We start from the raw sequence: 17789 nt of genomic DNA, 5'->3' as shown, positions 1-17789 counted from the left end.
CCCGGTCTTCGCTGCGCTTCGACCACCCTCCCCCGCAGGGGAGGGAAAGCCAACGCTTAGAACCGGTACGCCACCCCGACGCGGAAATTCCGTCCCGGCATCGGCGCGATGTCCTTCAGGAAGGACACATGCTCGCGCGCCTCCTCGTCGGTCAGGTTTCGGGCCTCGGCGAAGACGGTGACGTTGCGATCCGCCAGCGGCCTCCATGCCCCCGTCAGATTGACCAGCGTATAGGCATCGGTCGGTCGTTCCAGATCGGCGACCCGGTCCTGTTCGGCGACATGACGGACCTCCAGCGTCGCGTCCAGCGGCTTCGAACTCCATGCCAGTCGCCCGGTGGCCGACCACGGCGGAATGCGCGCTGCGGGGCCCAGATCGGTCTCGGCGTGGACGTAGTCGACCGCCCCTTCCAGCGCCAGTTTCGACGCCCCCGCCTCCCACAGCGCATACTCGCCCTCGGCCTCGAAGCCGTAGAAGGTCGCGTCGGTCTGCACGAACTGGAAGATCGGAAACTCTTCGCCCTCGTCGGAGATAAAGACCGCGCCGGTCGGCCGTTCGTCGATGAAGCCGTCGTATTTCGAGCCATAGACATGCAGATCGCCCGACAGGCGTCCGGCGTCATAGTGGACCGTGCCTTCCAGGGTGTTGACCTTCTCGGTGTCCAGCGTGAGGTCGCCGGTCTCATAGGCGGCCGTGGCGATGTGCAGGCCGTCGGCGAACAGCTCGACCTCCGACGGTGCCCGCTCGTTGTGGGCCAGGCTGAGGCCCAGGAACAGCCCGGGCGCGGGCCGCAGGAACCCGGCGATCGAGGCCGAAACGTTGTCGAACTCCCGCTCCAGCCCGGTCACGCCGCCCAGAGGGGTCGCCGACACCGTGTGCCGGTCGTAACGCAGCCCGCCCTCGAACCCGACCGGTCCGCGATCGATCCGCTGGACCGTATATATCCCGGCCTCGTCGGTCGTGGAGGTGGGCACGAAGGCCTCCTCGCCGATCGCCTCGAAGGTGCGCGACAGACCCTGGAAGCCGATCGCACCGTTCCACTCGCCGCCGAACAGCGAACTCTTGCGCTGGATCAGATCGACCCGACCCTCCTGGCCGTCCGAGTTGAAGAGGGTGCCCGGCTCACCGGGTCCCTCGAACTCGGTGTGGGTATATTCGGCATGGCCATAGCTGCCCCGCAGGGTGCGGAACGGACCCGCGTCGAAATTGTATTCGCCGCGCACGTCCTCGCGGGTCTGATGCAGCTGGATGAAGACCGTGGGCTCGGCGACCGTACCGTACTCGCTCTCGGTGTCCTTGTAGGACACGCCGAAGAATCCCTTGTCGCCGATATAGCTGCCGCCCACCCCCCAGGCCTGAAGCTCCGTGTACGAATTGGGCTGTGTACCTCCCGGCCCGCGCGGCTCGCCGTCCCCGTCCGCCAGCCGCTGCGAGCGTGCGGGCGACGGGATGTCATAGTCGTCGGTCGATCGGCTGACGCCGTCGATGTTGAAGGCGAACGGACCTGCGCCCACCGTCAGCCGACCGAAGATCGAACGGCCGCCGTCCACGCTGGAGGCCTGGGTCGAGATCACGCCGTCGATGCCGCCCTCGGGCTGCTCAGTGGGAATGCGGTTGTCGATGATATTGACCACTCCGCCGATGGCCGAGCCGCCATAGATCAGGGTCGACGGCCCGCGCACCACTTCGATGCGGCTGGCCTCGGCCGGGTCGGTGGCCACGGCGTGGTCGGGCGACACCGAGGACGCGTCGATCAGGCCGATGCCGTTGGTCAGGACCTGGACGCGCGGTCCCGACAGGCCCCGGATCACAGGCCGGCTGGCCCCCGGCGCGAAACTGGTCGAGCGCAGGCCCGGCTGGCCCGCCAGCAGATCGCCCAGGGACTGGGCCGGGGCGGTGGCCAGGGCCTGTTCGTCGATGACGTCGGTGGCGATGGTCGAGGCGCGCTGGCTGACCCCGAACGGGGATGCGGTCACCACCACGTCGTCGAGCACGGCGTCGGGCTGAGCCGGCCCCGTCTGGGCCGCGGCGGCGCCGGCCAGGGCGGAAGCCGCCGCCGTGAGCAGGAGAAGACGGGCCTTCGAGACGGCAGGGCGATACACGGACATGGAAACCTCGGTCGGGGAGACGACCAAGTGTTATGAGATAACATCACACGCCGTCAAGCGCCTTCGGTTGCGGCGGGGCGGCGGACCCCCTAGCTTCCATCCATGAGCTGCGGCCACGACCACGACCACGATACCCTCGACGCGGCCGCGATCGGCCGGACCCTGGGGGCGGCCGAGGCCCGCTGCACGGCCGAGGGCGAACGGATGACCGCGCCGCGCCGCCGGGTGCTGGAGCTGCTTCTGGCCGCCGGAGAGCCGGTCAAGGCCTATGACCTGATCGCCCGCTACGGCACGGACGGCCAGGCCGCAAAGCCGCCCACCGTCTATCGGGCGCTGGAGTTCCTTGAGCGCAAGGGCATGGCCCACCGCATCGCCTCGATCAGCGCCTATGTGGCCTGCGCGGGGTCCAGCGACGGGGCCGACCACGCCGCCGCCTTCCTGATCTGCGACTGCTGTGGCGCGGCGCAGGAAGTCACCACCCCCGTCGGCCAGACCTTCGCCCTGGCCGCCGACGCCGCCGGCTATGCGATCGACCGCATCACCATCGAGGGCCACGGCCGGTGTTCAGACTGCCGCAACGGCTGAGCGATGCTGGCGCACGCGATCCGGCGCGCCTAGATTGAGCCCATGGACGCCGCCCTCCTGACCCCGCCCCGCCGCATGACCATCCCGGTCAGCCACCGCTGGGGCACCGGCGAGATGTCGGTGCTGGATTTCGGCGATGAGCGCCGTCCCGTCGATCTGGTCTTCGTCCATGCCAACGGCTTCAACGCCGCCACCTATCGGTCCCTGCTGGCGCCCCTGTCGGCCTCGCTGCGCATCCTGGCCCCCGACCTGCGCGGCCACGGCCTGACCGCCCTGCCGACCGAGACCCGCAACCGCTGGAACTGGCACGACCACCGCGAGGATCTGGTCACCCTGCTCGACAGTCTGGATGGCCCGCCGGTCGCCCTGGCCGGGCATTCGATGGGCGGAACCTCGTCCCTGCTGGCCGCCGCCGAGCGGCCGGACAAGGTCGCGCGCCTGGTCATGTTCGACCCCGTCGTCATGCCGCGCGGCCTCAACCTGATGATGGCGATCCCGGGTCTTCGCCAGTGGACGCGCGCCTGGCCGATCACCAAGGGGGCGACCCGACGCCGTGAGCGCTTCGACAATGCGCAACAGGCGCTCGATTCCTGGCGCGGTCGCGGGGCCTTCAAGGGCTGGTCCGAGATGATGCTGGCCGACTATGTCTCCGGCGCCTTCACCCCGGACGAGGACGGCGTCCGCCTGGCGTGTGCGCCGGCATGGGAGGCCTCGAACTATGCCGCCCAGGGCCACGACCCGTGGCGCGCCCTGCGCCGTTTCGACAAGCCCGTCCGGGTGCTGAAGGCCGAAAAGGGCTCGGTCTGCAGCCTCGCCCCCGACCCCCGCCGCCTGCCCCACCTCACCGTCGACACGATCGCCGGTGGCCACCTGTTTCCCATGACCCATCCAGACATCGCCCGCGACGCCCTGTTCGACGCGGCGGTGTAGTTCTCCTACACGTCGGCCACTTGGCCGATGGGGAGGAGAAGGCTGCCCCCGCTCAAGCAGCGAGGCCCCGCGGGCCGAGCGTTCGCGCGGCGCGTCAGCGCCCCATGCTTACTGACAGGCGAGGCACTCGTCGTAATCGGTCTGGGCCGCCGAAAACAGGTCGGGCTGATCCGGGTCGATCTCGGCCTCGGCCTTGTCCTCGGCACCCGCGAAGGCGGCGCGCTGCACCGACTTGGAGCGAAGGTAGTACAGCGATTTGACGCCCTTCTCCCAGGCCGACCAGTGCAGCATGTGCAGGTCCCACTTGTTGACGTCGCCGGGGATGAACAGGTTGATCGACTGGGCCTGGCAGATTTCCGGCGACCGGTCGGCCGACAGTTCCACCACCCAGCGCTGGTCCAGCTCGAACGCGGTCTTGAAGATGCCCTTCTCGTCGTCGTTCAGCATGTCCAGATGCTGGACCGACCCCTCATGCTCGAGGATCGAGTTCCACACCGCATCGGTGTTGTGGCCCTTCAGGGTCAGCAGTTCCTCGAGGTAGGGGTTCTTGACCGCGAACGAGCCCGACAGGGTCTTGTGGGTATAGATGTTGGCCGGGATCGGCTCGATGCCCGCCGACGTCCCGCCGCAGATGATGCTGATCGAGGCGGTGGGGGCGATGGCCAGCTTGTGGCTGAACCGCTCCATGACGCCGCGCTCGGCCGCGTCCTCGCACGGGCCCTTTTCCTCGGCCAGAACGCGGCTGGCCTTGTCGGCCTCGCGACGCAGATGCTTGAACAGCCGCATGTTCCACGACTTGGCCATGGCGCTTTCGAACGCCACGCCCTGCGCCTGCAGGAAGGAGTGGAAGCCCATCAGGCCCAGGCCCACCGACCGCTCGCGCTTGGCCGAATAGACGGCCGCCTTCATCTCGGGCGGGGCGCGGGTGATGAAGTCTTCCAGCACATTGTCCAGGAACCGCATCAGGTCCTCGATGAACCGGGGCTCCTCGCGCCACTCCAGGAATTTCTCGGCGTTCACCGACGACAGGCAGCAGACCGCCGTCCGGTCGATACCCAGGTGGTCGATGCCGGTGTGCAGCATGATCTCCGAGCACAGGTTGGACTGTTTGACCTTCAGCCCCAGGTCCTTCTGGTGCTGCGGCATCTGCCGGTTCACCGTGTCGGAGAAGATCAGATAGGGCTCGCCGGTCTGGAGGCGGATTTCCAGGATCTTCTGCCACAGGGTGCGGGCGTCGACGCGGCGCAACACCTCATTGGTCTTGGGCGAGCGCAGGCCGAACTGGGCACCGGCCTTGACCGCCTCCATGAACTCGTCGGTGATGTTCAGGCCGTGGTGCAGGTTCAGGGACTTGCGGTTGAAGTCGCCCGAGGGTTTGCGGATCTCGAGGAACTCCTCGATCTCGGGATGGTGGACATCCAGGTACACCGCCGCCGAACCCCGGCGCAGCGACCCCTGGCTGATCGCCAGCGTCAGCGAATCCATCACGCGGATGAAGGGGATGATGCCGCTGGTCTGGCCTGCGCCCTTGACCTTCTCGCCGATGGAGCGGACCCCGCCCCAGTAGGTGCCGATGCCGCCGCCGTTGGACGCCAGGGACACATTCTCGTTCCAGACCTGCTGGATGCCGTCCAGGCTGTCGGACACCGCGTTCAGGAAGCAGGAGATCGGCAGGCCGCGATCGGCCCCGCCGTTCGACAGCACCGGCGTCGAGGGCATGAACCAGAGCCTGGACATATAGTCATAGACCCGCTGGGCGTGGTCATGGTCGTCGGCATAGGCCGTGGCCACCCGGGCGAACATGTCCTGATAGCTTTCGCCGGCCAGCAGGTAGCGGTCCTCCAGCGTCTTCTTGCCGAAGTCGGTCAGCAGGTCATCCCGCGAGCGGTCCAGGTCCAGGCTGCGGACCACGGAAAGCTGCGGCCTGGCCGTCCCTCGATCGCTCGAAAGCGAAGCGAAATCCGTGGTCTTGTACGCTTCTAGGCCAGCCATGTTTCGTCAACGTCCTGAACAAAATCGCAAGTGAAGCCGCTCTTGGCCGGACACAGCATCTTGTGGCCGAACCATCCCCTGAGCCCACATATAGGGCACAGATGGCTAACGACCCGTCAACGGGGTTGACGATCACTTTGTTCGCGAATCAGTCAGGGAAGGCGGGACAAGCCTGTGGAAACACGGTGACGCACATACGACGCCGCGATCACGAGGGCGTGAGGGGAACGGCCCGCCAGCTTGGCCGTTAGGCGACGATGCAAAGTTCCGACCTCATGGCCTTCGCGCGCCGCGCATACCGCCTCGCCCGCACCGAATTCGCCGCCCTGGGTGCCCTGCTCATCATCGCCTTCGGGGTCATGGCCTTCATCGAGGTCGCCGACGACATGACCGATGCCGACGGCCAGAGGTTCGATCAGGCCGTGCTCATGGCTCTTCGTCCCTTCGCCGACGATCCGGGTCGCCCCTGGGGTCCGTGGTGGCTCAAGGAGGCGGCGGCCGACCTGACGTCGCTGGGCGGGATCTCGGTCCTGACCCTGTTCGCCGCCATCGTGATCGTCTTCCTGATCAGCCAGAGGAAACGCCTGTCTGCCCTGCTGCTGGTGCTCGGCCTGATCGGCGGGGTCGCCCTGTCGGAGGGGCTGAAGGCCGTCTTCGCGCGCGCCCGTCCGCCCGCCGTCTATCAGGCGACGGAGACCATCAACGCCAGCTTCCCTTCGGGCCATGCGCTTCTGTCGGCGGTCTTCTACCTGTCGCTCGGCGTCATGCTGACCCGCGCCTTTCCGGAGAAGCATTTCAAGGCCTATGTCCTGGGCGTCGCCATCCTGATCACCCTTCTGGTCGGCCTGACCCGAATCTATCTGGGCGCCCACTGGGCCTCGGACGTGTTTGCGGGCTGGAGCGTCGGCGCCGCCTGGGCCATGGCCCTGTGGCTGGTCTCCTACGCCATCGAGCGCCGCCAGAAGACCCACCACGCGGCGCTGCAAGACGCTCCGTCGCCCACCACCGAGAGCGAGCCTGTCGCCTGAGATCAGGAGAAGTCGCGCCCGTTCTCGCGGCAGAAGGCTAAACCCAGGCCCCAAGCCCAAACCCAGGCGCAGCCCCATGACCACCCACACCGCCGCCTGCGACTGCGGCCAGCTGTCGATCACCGTGGAGGGCGAGCCGCGCGGCGTGGGCCTGTGCCACTGCCTGTCCTGCCAGCGCCGGACCGGCAGCGTCTTCGCGGCCCTCGCCGGATTCCGCCCGCCCTGGACCGTGACGGGACAGGCTACCGAATACGTCCGCACGGGCGATCAGGGCGCGCGGTTCCGCTTTCGTTTCTGCCCGACCTGCGGCTCCAACGTCTTCCATACGGAGGACGGCTATGAGGATCGGTCGGTGTCGATCGCGGTGGGCTGTTTCGCAGACCCGCAGTTCCCGCCGCCGTCGGACAGCGTCTACGACATCCGTCGCCACCCCTGGGTCGTCCTGCCGGCCGACGTCGAGGTGTTCGAGCGCGATCCGGACTGACGGCAGCGTCAGCTCGCCGCCGTCTCCAGCACGCCCGCCGCCTGCGGATCGGGGGCCGTCTCCGCGTGGCGCGTGTCCTGGCGACGCGGCAGACGCCAGGCCTGGCCGCGTTCCAGCACCGAGCCTGTCCACTGGATCACGGTGACCACGATCTCCCTGGGGGTCCACACCACCTCGTTGAAGCTGGGCGGCGCGCCGCGTTCGCGGTGGGACAGGGTCCCGCACCCCACCGCATAGGAAAACCGGTCCGACAGGGCGATCGGCAGGGCGAAGGGGATGTGGGTATGGCCCGTCATGATCAGATCGACCCCCGCCTCGGCAAAGATCCGGGCCGCCGCGTCGCCGCGCTTGACGTCGCCCGTCATCGGGGTGCCGATCATCTCGATCAGAGGATGGTGGCAAGCCAGAATGCGCAGGGCCCGGGGCGGGGCCTGACGCAGAGCCGTCGCCGCCCGCCGCGTCTGACCCAGGTCGATGACGCCCTTGGACCAGTTCATGCGGGCCTGCCAGCCGCGTGCGGTGGTCACGCCGCGCACCATCAGGGTGTCGGAACGAAACTCCCCGTCATGCGCCGGATGGCCGGTCGCTGCCTCGAACGCCCGCCACGGCCAGAACAGCCGATCCAGGGCGCTGTAATAGGGCACGTCGTGATTGCCGACGACGACGAAGCTCGGATCGGGCATGGCCCGGATCCATTCGCCGGCCGCCCGGAATTCGTCGGGCAGCCCCTTCTGGGTCACGTCGCCGGTGATCAGGATCAGGTCGGTCGGGTCGGCATGGGCGTACTCGAGCGCCGCCGCACAGGCACGCTTGTGCTCGACGCCGAAGTGAACATCGGAAAACTGGAGAAGTCGGCCGCTGCTCACCCGATCAGACGCTGTCTTCCGCCGCCGGCGGATTGGGGGCCAGGGCCTGGAAGGCGCGAGGAATGAAGGTAATGCGCGTCTCGTGCGGCAACAGGGTGGGTTCGCCGTCGATCACGGCCGGGATCTTGGACCGGCCCCAGACCTCGATGCTGCGTGCGGGCTTGGTCGTGACCGAGGCGTCCTTGCGCCAGTCGCTGAACAGGGCCGTCGCCGCCAGCCGGAAAGCCTGTGACGTATCGGACGGATCCATGGCGGCGGCCTCCAGCCCGACCGGCTCGTCCAGGGCGCGCGAGATCATCGGGCTGATCAGGACGAGAGCCTCTGTCTTCTTCCTCGGCGCGCCGTCCAGAGAGAATCTCAGCCGGCCGCTGAAGGCGCGACGCAGAGCCCGGCGACCATAGGCCCAGGCCAGGGACAGCTTGCCCGTCCGCATGGCTTCCCGCGCCGGCGCCCACAGGGCCGGCGACCCCAGGATCGCCGCACAATAGAAGGCCTCGCCCTGGACCATGCCGCCGGACACGCACTGGGGCGCGCCGTCTTCCAGCGCACTGCGCAGGGCCGCCTTCCAGTCGGTGGTGCCGTACAGGGCCTTGGGCAGCATGTTCATCGTGCCGCCCGGCAGGGGCGCCACCAGCGGCCCCTTGGGTCCGGCCCGGGAGGCGACCGCGCGAGCTGTACCGTCACCGGCCAGCACGAACAGCACATCGGGCTCGGACGCCAGGGCCTCGTCGATCTGGGCGTCGATCCGGCTGCCGTCCAGCGATACCACCTCGGACTCGCACGAATAGTCGGCCAGGATGGTCTCGACCTCTCCGGCAGCCCTGGGCCCTACGGACCCGGACAGGGGATTGACCAGGACGACCACCCGCTTGATCTCGACGTGGGTCGTCAGGGTGCGCACCTCGATCGCCGCGGCCTCCGCCATCTGGACGTCGGTCGAGGATTGGGCCGTCGATGCGGCCGGCGCGTTGGTCAATGTCTCGGTCATGGCGCACGAACGCACAGCGCCCGCCGCCGTTCCGCCGCCAAGCGTGACTATTGTTTCTTGAGCGCGTCCGCGGTCTGGGCCGCCTCGGCCTGGACCGCGTCACCGGTGGCGGCCGCGGCGTTCCCGGCCGTCTCGACCGCGACGTCGGCGGCGGCGGGTGCCTTGCCGATGGCCTGCATCACCGTGGCCTTGCCGGTCGCGATCCAGCCGTCGATGGCCGCGCCACCCCCGGCGACAGACCGTTCCTTGATCGACATCCCGATCACCACCGCCCCGAACAGGGCCAGCAGGAAGACCAGGAAACCGAAGAAGGCGCCGCCGCCTCCGCCGCTGCTACGGCGGCGTTTGCTGCGGGCCCATACCGGGCTGTGTCCGGTGTCGCTGTCGGTCATACGGACCGGCTCAGGAAAATGCATAATCTACCCCTCTCGTCGAACGCGCCCGGGACCGTGTCCGCCCCGCCGGCCCCCCAAGGACAGACTATGGCATCGTTCTCACCGCGCATAGGGCGGGAACCTGTGCCATAATCCAGCGTTCTCCCCCTCGGGGCGAACATAGGGCCCTGAACCGGGCCTCATCCGGGATGAAGGATCAGAGATCATGAACAAGGCAATCATCGCCATCGGTGCCGCCGGCCTGCTGGCCTCCGCCTGCGCCAGCGACCCTTACGGCGCACCGAACCAGACGGTCCGCCAGGGCGCCATCGGCGCCGGCCTCGGCGCTGTCGCCGGTGCCATCATCGGTAACAACGTCGGCAGCGGCAACGCCGCCACCGGAGCCCTGATCGGCGGCGTCGCCGGCGGTGCCATCGGTGCCATCCGCGGCTCCAACCAGGACCGCAACAACCAGCAACGTTACCGCGACAATTCGGGCAACTACTACTACTGCTACGACGGTCGCCAGAATGAGTGCTACTGGGAAAACGGCCAGCGCCGCCAGTAGTCGTCGTCAGCCTCGCGGCTGATCCGAAGATGTCTTGAGGGCGGTGCGTCGGGACGGCGCGCCGCCCTTATGGCGAGATGAACAGGCCGCTATGGCCTTTGGGAGATGCGGACGATGGGGCGGGCTGGCATGATGAAGGGCGCGATCGCGATGGGCTTGCTGGCCGTGGGGCTGGCGGGTTGCGGGACGGCCAGGGGGATGCTCGACCGGGGTCCGGTCGTGGCGGCGGCTCCCACCTGCACCCCCATGAAGTTCGAGATCTATTTCGCCGATTCCGAGGCGCGGCTGACTGAACCGGCTCGTCAGGCGATCGGCATGACGGCGACCCAGCTTCAGGGTTGCGACATCAGGTCGGTGCGGGTCATCGGCCTCGCCGACGCGCGGGGCGGTGCCGAGGCCAATCAGCAACTGTCAGCCCGCCGAGCCACGGCCGTGGTCGAGGCCCTGGAAGGCGCCGGCTGGCCGGCCCCTGTGTTCGATGTCACGGCCGTCGGTGACGAGGGCGCGGCCGATCCCAACGGCATTCGTGAACCCCTGCGTCGCCGCACAGAGGTTCTGGTCGAGGCTGCACCCCGCCTCTGATCCTCACGGCCCGGCGGCTAAACCGCACGGCGGGCCTGAGGCGTTTCGGCGCGATGGCGCAGGCGCGGGCGGCTGGCTATAGGTCGGATCCCGCATTCCTGCGCCGGACCGTCGCCCCTTGCGTCTGCTTCTGCTGTTCCTCACCGCCTGGCTGACGCTCGCCGCTCCGGCGGGTGCCCAGTCGCTCCAGACCGGCCCCCAACGGACCGAGCGGATCGAGGCCGAAATCGTGCCCATGTCGGCCTGGGCGGCGCCGGGCTCCACGGCCATCGTGGCCATACGCCAGAAGATCCAGCCCGGCTGGCACACCTACTGGCGCAATCCCGGCGACTCCGGCGGCCCGACCACCCTGGCGTGGCGTCTGCCGCAGGGCGTCCGCGCCGGTGACATCGTCTGGCCCCTGCCCCAGCGCCAGCGGCTCCAGGGCCTGACCAACTACGGCTATGAGGGCGAGGTCTTCCTGCCCGTGCCGATCGAGGTCCCGGCATCGGCCCGACCGGGCTCGATCGTTCGCCTGACCGTCGAAGCAGGCTTCTTCGTCTGCAGCGACGAGATGTGCGTCCCCGACATCCTGACCCTGAACCTCGACCTGCCGATCCGCGACGGCGCGGCACCCCTGGCCGGAGCCTGGGGCCGCAGGGTCCAGTCGATCGTCGAGACCGCCCCCCGTCCCGCCGGGATCACCGCACGCGCCACCCTCGACGGCCAGACCCTGCGGCTGACCTCGACCGGTGGGCCGCTGACCGGTGCCGACCTGAGCCAGGCGGCCTTCTTCCCCTACGACCCCGACGTGATCGACCACTCCGCCGCCCAGTTCGGCCAGCGCGGCCCACAGGGCGTGACCCTGTCGCTCGCCGCCAATCCGGGTTTGCTGACCACCCCTCTCGATCGCCCCATCGTCGGTGTCCTCGCCACCGACGCCGGAGCCTGGGAGATCACCGCCGAACCGGGCGCACCCTTGGCCGGGGCGACCGGCACCGGCGGCCTGACCGCCATCCCCGACGCCTTTGGCCAGACAGCCGGCCCCGCCGCGACGACCTGGACCGCCGTGCTGCACGCGGCCCTGCTCGCCTTCCTCGGCGGGCTGGTCCTGAACCTGATGCCCTGCGTGTTTCCCGTCCTGGCCATGAAGGCGGCCTCCCTGGCCCGCACGGCGCACGACCCGGGCGAGGCCCGCCGCGACGGCATTCTCTTCACCGCCGGGGTGCTCGCGACCTTCCTCGCCCTGGCGGCCCTGCTGCTGGCCCTGCGCGCAGGCGGCCAGGCGATCGGCTGGGGCTTCCAGCTCCAGTCCCCGGCCGTCGTCGCGGGCCTGGCCCTGCTGATGCTGGCCGTCGCTCTGAACCTGTCGGGGGCCTTCGAGGTCGGAATCGGGCTCCAGCGGCTGGGCGGTTCCCGGCTCGCCCGGCTGTCTGGAGGGGCAGGCGCCTTCTTCACCGGCATGCTGGCCGTTGTCGTCGCCGCCCCCTGCACCGCCCCTTTCATGGCCTTTGCGCTCGGGGCGGCCCTGTTGATGCCGACCCCGGCGGCTCTGGCGGTCTTCCTGATGCTGGGACTGGGTCTGGCCCTGCCCTATCTGGCGATCAGCCTGTCGCCCGGCCTGCTGCGCCGCCTGCCGCGGCCCGGCCCGTGGATGGTGCGGCTGCAACGCCTGCTGGCCCTGCCCATGTTCGCCACGACCCTGTGGCTGGTCTGGGTCTTCGCGCGCCAGACCGACGGAGCGGCCACCGCCTGGCTGGCCGCCGCCTGCGTCGTCGCCGCCCTGGCCGCCGTTGCGCTGGGCCCCCTCGCCGACCGGATCGCCCCGCGCCAGCGTTGGGCCCCCATTGTCGGCGGCCTCGGCGTCGTCGTCGCCCTGACTCTCGCCGTCCTCGCCGTTCGCGCCGCTCCCGCGCCGGACGCCGAGCGCCCCATCCCCGCCGACGCCTGGTCACCGGCGCGGGTCGAGGCCGCGCTCGCCCAGGGCCGACCGGTCCTGGTCAACTTCACCGCAGACTGGTGCGTCAGTTGCAAGATCAATGAGCGCACCGCCCTGTCCACGGCCTCGACCCGCCGCGCCCTGGAGCGTTCGAACGCCGTCTATCTGGTCGCCGACTGGACCCGCCGCGACGATGTCATCGCCCGTGAACTGGCCCGCCACGGCCGCTCCGGCGTGCCGCTTTATCTCGTCTATCATCCGGACACGCCCGGCCCGCGTATCCTCCCTCAGTTGCTGACCGCGGGGGTGGTCGCCGAAGCCCTCCAGACCCCTGCGCCCCGGTAGACCCGTCTTGAGACCGCACCGCCCGGAGCCGCCCATGTCGCCGCTGAACCGCCGCCGCCTGTTGCAGCTTTCGGGCGCCGCCTGCGCCGCCGGCGCAACGCCCGTCTGGTCGCAGGACCTGTCCGCCGACTGGAGCCCCGACGTCGCCATCCTGCGACAGGCCTGGGAGACGATGCATCCGGGTCTCTATCGCTACAGCACCCCCGCCGAAATGGCTGCCCGCCTCGACGGTCTGGCCCAGACCTGGCGCAGTCCGGCTTCGTTCCGCGACCGCTTCCTGGCCCTGTCGTGGGTCACGGCCTCGGTCCGCTGCGGCCATACCTACCCCAGCCCCTACAACAGTCCCGATGCGGTCGCCGCCGCCCTGTATCCTGACCGCGCCCTGATACCGTTCCGGTTCCGATGGATCGACGGGCGGATGGTCGTGACCGACGACCACAGCACCGGCGACCTCCTGCCACGCGGCAGCGTCGTCACCGCCATCGACGGCCGCGATACCCGCGCCCTGCTGGCCGATCTTGTCCCCCTGGCCCGCGCCGACGGCGGCAACGACGCCAAGCGGGTCAGCCTGATGGAGGTGCGCGGCGACGACCGGTACGAGACCTTCGACATCCACCTGCCGCTGATCCTGCCGCTCAAGGACCAAGCCGTCTTCACCCTGTCCGACGGCCACCGTGTCCCCGCGCCCCTGCTGACCCTGGCCGAACGTCAGACGAAGCTGTCCCCCGCCGCCAGCCCCACCGGCGACGCCAATCCCTGGACCCTGACCACGCGTGATGACGGGATCCGCATCCTGACCATGCCGGGCTGGGCCCTGTACAACTCCGACTTCGCCTGGGAGGCCTGGCTGGGTCAGACGATGGACGCCCTGACCGAAGAGGGGGCGCGCGGTCTGATCGTCGATCTGCGCGGCAACGAAGGCGGGCTGGACTGCGGCAACGTCATCCTCAGCCGGTTGATAGAACGCGACCTGCCCCTGTCGCAGGACCAGCGCTGGACCCGCTACCGCCGCGCACCCGAGGCCCTGCACCCGTATCTCGACACCTGGGACAAGAGCTTCCTCGACTGGGGCGAGGCGGCGCAGGCTTCCGACGAACGCCCGGGCTTCTATCGCCTGAACCGCTATGACGACGACGCCGAAGGCTCGCTCATCCGCCCGCAGGGACGGCGGTTCAACGGCCCGGTCGTGATCCTGTGCGACGCCTCCAACAGCTCGGCGACCTTCCAGTTCGCGCGCACGGCCCAGTCCAGCGGAACAGCGACCCTGGTCGGCCAGCCGACCGGCGGCAATCTGAGGGGCATCAACGGCGGGGCCTTCTGCTTCCTGCGCCTGCCGACCTCGGGGCTGGAGGTCGACCTGCCCCTGATCGCGACCTTCCCGGCGACGCCCCAGCCGGACGCCGCCGTCCTGCCCGACGTCGCGGTGGCCACCACGCCTGAGGACATCCGCCTCGGCCGCGACCCCCAGCTGGCCGCCGCGATCGCCGTGATCGCTGGACGCTGACCCCTAAAGCTCGCCCCACTTGCGCAGCAGGTTGTGGTACAGGCCGGTCAGGCGGATGACCTCGGGATCGCGACCGCCGTGCCGCGCCGTCAGGGCCTGAACCGCCCCGTCCAGTTCGAACAGCAGCCGCCGGTCGCCGTCGTCGCGCACCATGCTCTGGACCCAGAAGAAGGAGGCGACCCGCACCCCCCGCGTCACCGGCGTCACCTCATGCAGGCTGGACGCCGGATACAGCACCATGTCCCCGGCCCCCAGCTTGACCCGCTGTTCGCCATAGGTGTCCTGAATCACCAGTTCGCCGCCGTCATAGGTGTCGGGGTCGCTGAGGAACACCGTCGCCGACAGGTCGCTGCGGATGCGGAAGTCCGATCCTCCTTGAGCCCGCACCGCATTGTCCACATGGACCCCGAACGCCTCCCCGCCCTCATAGCGGTTGAACAGGGGCGGATAGACCTTGAACGGCAGGGCGGCCGAGACGAACAGCGGGCTCTGGCCCAGCCGGTCCAGGATCAGGCTGCCGGCCTCACGCGCGGCCGCCGAACGCTCCGGCAGCTGGCGGTTGACCTTGGCCAGGGCCGATTGATGGCCCGAGGTCGCATTGCCGTCGGTCCAGTCGGCGGCGTCGATCAGGCCCCGCACCCGCGCCACGTCGTCGGTGTTCAATAGAGCGGGAACGCGGACCAGCATGACGAAAGACCCTGACGACGACGCGGTGACGCTGAAACGTCGCACCAGCGTTTTTGTGAATGGTTCTCATTGACAGACGTATTGCAAAGCCGCAATCGAGCAGCCGTAAACGCGACTTATTCGCAAGTGCAGCTCAAGGCCTCCCCGATGTCGACCTCCCCGTCCCGCCCCACCGCCGTCTCGACCCTGGCCTTCGCCATGCTGGGCGGCGTCGTACTGTCGGCGGGATCGGTCCAGGCCGAGGTTCGCGCGCCGGACTCCGCGACGATGGAGGCCCCGACGTCCACGACCGCCGACATCGACCTGCAACAGGCGACCGAGCTGGACGCCGTCGACGTCAACGGCCGTCGCCTGCGCCGCGAACCGACCTCGCCCGAGTTCGTCGCCCCCCTGCTCGACACGCCGCGCTCCGTGACCGTGATCTCGCAACAGGTCATCGAACAGATCGGCGCCACCTCGCTCCAGGATCTGCTGCGAACCTCGCCCGGCATCACCTTCGGCGCGGGCGAAGGCGGCCAGCCCCTCGCCGACCGCCCCTTCATCCGGGGCCAGGCCTCCGGCAACAACTTCTTCGTCGACGGCATTCGCGACACAGGCGGCCAGCAGCGCGAGGTCTTCAACCTGGAGCAGGTCGAGATCATCAAGGGGCCGGATTCGGTCTATTCCGGCCGGGGCTCGGGCGGCGGTTCGATCAACCTCAGCTCCAAGGCGCCGCACCTGACTGATTTCACCAACGTCTCGCTGGGCGGCGGCACCGACAACTATTTCCGCGGCACGATCGACCAGAACTGGCAGATCGGAGAGACGGCGGCCTTGCGCCTGAATGTGCTGAGCGCCTCGGCCGACATCGCCGGTCGCGATTCGGTGGACTACGAGAAGCTGGGCGTCGCTGCGGCCCTGGCTGTCGGCCTGGACACCGACACCTTGGCGACGCTCAGCCTCTATTATCTGGATGCCGACCAGATGCCGGACTACGGCATTCCGCTGTTCACCAAGATCGGGGTCCGCACGACCGAGACCGGCATTCTGGACGTCCCCTACGACAGCTTCTACGGCCTTGAGGCGCGCGACTATCTGAACAACGAGACCCGCTCCGCCACCTTCGAGGTCGAGCACCGGCTGCTGCCCAACCTGACCCTGCGCAACGTCACCCGCTATTCCGAGACCCTGAACGACTATGTCGTCACCAATCCGGGCGACGGCGGCAACATCACGACCGTGCCGTCGGCGACGGCCGGGGTTCGACTGATCAACGGCGAGTACTGGATGAAGCGAGGTCTGAAGTCCCGCTGGAATCCGACCACCACCCTGGCCAACGTCACCGAACTGTTCGGCACGGCCCAGACTGGATCGCTGAAGCACAGCTTCGATCTGGGCCTGGAACTGACGTCGGAGACGAATGAGAACGCCTCCTACACCGTCACGACCCTGTCCGGGTCGGCCTGCCCGGCACCCCTGATCGGCTTTGACTGTACCCGCGTCTACAATCCCGATCCGAAGGACCCCTGGACCGGCACGATCGTCAGGGGCGTGGTCAGCGACTCGACGACCCAGACCCTGGGCCTGTTCGCCTTCGACTCGATCGAGATCGGCGACAAATGGCTGCTCAACCTCGGCGTCCGCTATGACGAGTACAGCGCCGAGGGGACCAATGCGACCGGTACGCCCACAGCCCCTGTCTATACCCCGGCCCCGCGCGGCGACTGGGACTTCGTCAACTATCAGGTCGGCCTGGTCTACAAGCCGACGTCCAACTCCAGCGTCTATGCCTCCTGGGCGACCTCCTCGACGCCGCCGACCATTTCGGGCGGGGACCAGAACGCGGCCGGCACGGCGGTCAACGTCCTGCTCGATCCGGAAGAGAGCACCAGTTTCGAGATCGGGGCCAAGGCCGCTCTCTTCCGCGAACAACTGCAACTCAGCGCGGCGCTCTTCCAGACGAGCCGTGAGAACGCCGTGGTCCTGGTCGATGTCGGCATCTCGGCCCAGGTCGGCGAGGTCGAGGTCAGGGGGCTGGAGATCGGCATCTCCGGCAACATCACGCCCCAGTGGCAGGTGTTCGGCGGCTATACCTACCAGCAGAGCGAGCTGGTGCGCGGCGCCTATAACAACATCAACACCGGCGACAGCCTGGCCAATACGCCCGAGCACAACGTCAGCCTGTTCTCGACCTATCGTGTGACGTCGAAACTGACGGCCGGCGGTGGGGTCTACTATGTGGGCGAGAGCTTCGGCGGCAACCAGGGCGGCGCCGGCGGCGGGGCCAACCGCATCTATGCCCCCGACTACACCCGCGTGGACCTGTTCGCCTCCTATGACCTGACCGACAGGGCGACCCTGCAACTCAACGTCCAGAACGCGACGGACGAGGAATACATCCTGCGCACCAACGGCGTTCACCACGCCGACCCCGCCCCTGCCCGCTCGGCCACCCTGGCGTTGAACATGCGGTTCTAGGGGGGCCGGGCTTCGGACGCCGGGAACACTCCTTCCCCCCTTGCGGGGGAAGGTGGCAGGCGGAGCCTGACGGATGGGGGGTGCCCCGATGCGAAAGATCGCGTCCGTCGGCCCCCCGTTTTCGATAGCGCCTTTCACCCCCCATCCGTCCGCTTCGCGGCCACCTTCCCCCGCAAGAGGGGGAAGGATTTGGCTCGTCCAGCGCCTCGAACTTGCGAACTTCGAGCCACCAATCCCTTGCCCCACAACGGATTGCGGATTTCTCGACCGCTCTAACCAGCCCAGGGTCCAAAGCCCCTTATGATGCTCTTCGTCCCATCGCGGGGAAGGGCGCAAGGCCTTGCGATCTTGTTGCGGCGGGGGTGTGTGGAGC

15 protein-coding genes are annotated in these 17789 nt (G+C 68.7%); 9 read left to right on the top strand and 6 right to left on the bottom strand.

Going from position 1 to position 17789, the window contains the following annotated elements; translation table 11 throughout:
* Positions 1–56: 56 nt before the first annotated feature.
* Complete coding sequence (locus JHC99_RS10490; protein ID WP_292154010.1) at positions 57–2108, bottom strand: TonB-dependent receptor; 2052 nt, start codon at positions 2106–2108, stop codon at positions 57–59.
* 102 nt (positions 2109–2210) lie between these two features.
* Between JHC99_RS10490 and JHC99_RS10485 the strand changes: the two genes are divergently transcribed.
* Positions 2211–2693 carry a Fur family transcriptional regulator gene (locus JHC99_RS10485; protein ID WP_292154009.1) on the top strand — a complete coding sequence of 161 codons (483 nt, stop codon included), beginning with the start codon at positions 2211–2213 and terminating at the stop codon, positions 2691–2693.
* 42 nt (positions 2694–2735) lie between these two features.
* Positions 2736–3623: an alpha/beta hydrolase gene (locus tag JHC99_RS10480; protein ID WP_292154007.1), complete on the top strand. Its 888-nt coding sequence runs from the start codon at positions 2736–2738 to the stop codon at positions 3621–3623.
* 108 nt (positions 3624–3731) lie between these two features.
* Here JHC99_RS10480 and JHC99_RS10475 read toward each other — a convergent pair whose 3' ends face one another.
* Complete coding sequence (locus tag JHC99_RS10475; RefSeq protein WP_292154005.1) at positions 3732–5615, bottom strand: ribonucleoside-diphosphate reductase subunit alpha; 1884 nt, start codon at positions 5613–5615, stop codon at positions 3732–3734.
* Between the two features lie 257 nt (positions 5616–5872).
* On the opposite strand from JHC99_RS10475, the gene JHC99_RS10470 reads away from it, so the two are divergent.
* Together JHC99_RS10470 and JHC99_RS10465 are read left to right on the top strand one after the other, a co-directional pair.
* Positions 5873–6643, top strand: a complete 771-nt coding sequence (locus JHC99_RS10470; RefSeq protein ID WP_292154003.1) for a phosphatase PAP2 family protein — start codon at positions 5873–5875, stop codon at positions 6641–6643.
* A 76-nt stretch (positions 6644–6719) separates the two neighbouring features.
* Positions 6720–7127 carry a GFA family protein gene (locus JHC99_RS10465; RefSeq protein ID WP_292154002.1) on the top strand — a complete coding sequence of 136 codons (408 nt, stop codon included), beginning with the start codon at positions 6720–6722 and terminating at the stop codon, positions 7125–7127.
* 8 nt (positions 7128–7135) lie between these two features.
* Here JHC99_RS10465 and JHC99_RS10460 read toward each other — a convergent pair whose 3' ends face one another.
* The 3 genes from JHC99_RS10460 to JHC99_RS10450 are packed head-to-tail and all read right to left on the bottom strand — an operon-like array spanning position 7136 to position 9373.
* A complete protein-coding gene (locus JHC99_RS10460; RefSeq protein WP_292154000.1) occupies positions 7136–7993 on the bottom strand; it encodes a metallophosphoesterase in 858 nt (285 codons plus the stop codon).
* A 4-nt stretch (positions 7994–7997) separates the two neighbouring features.
* Positions 7998–8981, bottom strand: coding sequence for a diacylglycerol kinase family protein (locus JHC99_RS10455; RefSeq protein ID WP_292153998.1), 984 nt, complete (start codon positions 8979–8981; stop codon positions 7998–8000).
* A 47-nt stretch (positions 8982–9028) separates the two neighbouring features.
* Entirely contained in the window at positions 9029–9373 is a 345-nt protein-coding gene (locus tag JHC99_RS10450; protein WP_292153996.1) for a hypothetical protein, read from the bottom strand.
* 208 nt (positions 9374–9581) lie between these two features.
* On the opposite strand from JHC99_RS10450, the gene JHC99_RS10445 reads away from it, so the two are divergent.
* From JHC99_RS10445 to JHC99_RS10430, 4 genes are all read left to right on the top strand, one after another.
* Positions 9582–9923 carry a glycine zipper domain-containing protein gene (locus JHC99_RS10445; RefSeq protein ID WP_292153994.1) on the top strand — a complete coding sequence of 114 codons (342 nt, stop codon included), beginning with the start codon at positions 9582–9584 and terminating at the stop codon, positions 9921–9923.
* 114 nt (positions 9924–10037) lie between these two features.
* On the top strand, positions 10038–10505 hold the full coding sequence (locus JHC99_RS10440) for an OmpA family protein (protein WP_292153992.1): 468 nt from the start codon (positions 10038–10040) through the stop codon (positions 10503–10505).
* A 118-nt stretch (positions 10506–10623) separates the two neighbouring features.
* Complete coding sequence (locus JHC99_RS10435; protein ID WP_292153990.1) at positions 10624–12768, top strand: protein-disulfide reductase DsbD domain-containing protein; 2145 nt, start codon at positions 10624–10626, stop codon at positions 12766–12768.
* A 34-nt stretch (positions 12769–12802) separates the two neighbouring features.
* Positions 12803–14272, top strand: a complete 1470-nt coding sequence (locus JHC99_RS10430) for a S41 family peptidase (RefSeq protein ID WP_292153988.1) — start codon at positions 12803–12805, stop codon at positions 14270–14272.
* 3 nt (positions 14273–14275) lie between these two features.
* Here the strand turns inward: JHC99_RS10430 and JHC99_RS10425 are convergent, their stop codons facing one another.
* The gene (locus JHC99_RS10425) at positions 14276–14959 is read right to left on the bottom strand and encodes a Fe2+-dependent dioxygenase (protein ID WP_292153987.1); all 684 of its coding nucleotides are present in this window, start codon (positions 14957–14959) and stop codon (positions 14276–14278) included.
* A 147-nt stretch (positions 14960–15106) separates the two neighbouring features.
* On the opposite strand from JHC99_RS10425, the gene JHC99_RS10420 reads away from it, so the two are divergent.
* Positions 15107–17416, top strand: coding sequence for a TonB-dependent siderophore receptor (locus JHC99_RS10420; RefSeq protein WP_292153984.1), 2310 nt, complete (start codon positions 15107–15109; stop codon positions 17414–17416).
* The last annotated feature ends 373 nt before the right edge of the window (positions 17417–17789 follow it).

Origin of the sequence: Brevundimonas sp. (genome assembly GCF_016463485.1) — a bacterium.
Classification (GTDB): Bacteria; Pseudomonadota; Alphaproteobacteria; order Caulobacterales; family Caulobacteraceae; genus Brevundimonas.
This window is presented reverse-complemented; position numbering and strand designations above follow the sequence as displayed.